The sequence below is a fragment of the Mordavella massiliensis genome, from assembly GCF_016901695.1.
In the GTDB taxonomy this organism is placed as follows: Bacteria; Bacillota; Clostridia; order Lachnospirales; family Lachnospiraceae; genus Claveliimonas; species Claveliimonas massiliensis_A.
The window spans coordinates 1-336 of sequence record NZ_JACJKS010000086.1; the positions used below are offsets into that span (position 1 = coordinate 1).

Sequence of the window (336 nt, forward strand, 5' to 3'; positions counted from 1 at the left end):
AGAAATGGACGCCTAAATATCCGAACTCCATGAAACGCTGGAAAGATAACTGGGATGCGATTTCTCCGATTTTCAAATTTTCAACAGATGTGCGGAAGGTCATATATACGACCAATGCCATAGAATCATTAAATTCCACCTATCGGAGACTCAACCAGCAGAGAAACGTTTTTCCAAGCGATACAGCACTGCTGAAAGCCCTGTATCTGGCCACCTTTGAAGCCACAAAAAAATGGACAACTACCATCCGGAACTGGGGCCAGGTCTATGGTGAGTTGAGCATTATGTATGAAGGACGGCTGCCAGATTAAATCCATATCCAGGTTAAAACAGGCG

General features: G+C 44.3%; 1 protein-coding gene. It reads left to right on the forward strand.

From position 1 onward, the window contains the following. The coding region (locus H6A20_RS13220) for a transposase (RefSeq protein WP_204907548.1) at window positions 1-311 on the forward strand (311 nt) is incomplete at its 5' end. Between the last annotated feature and the right edge of the window lie 25 nt (window positions 312-336).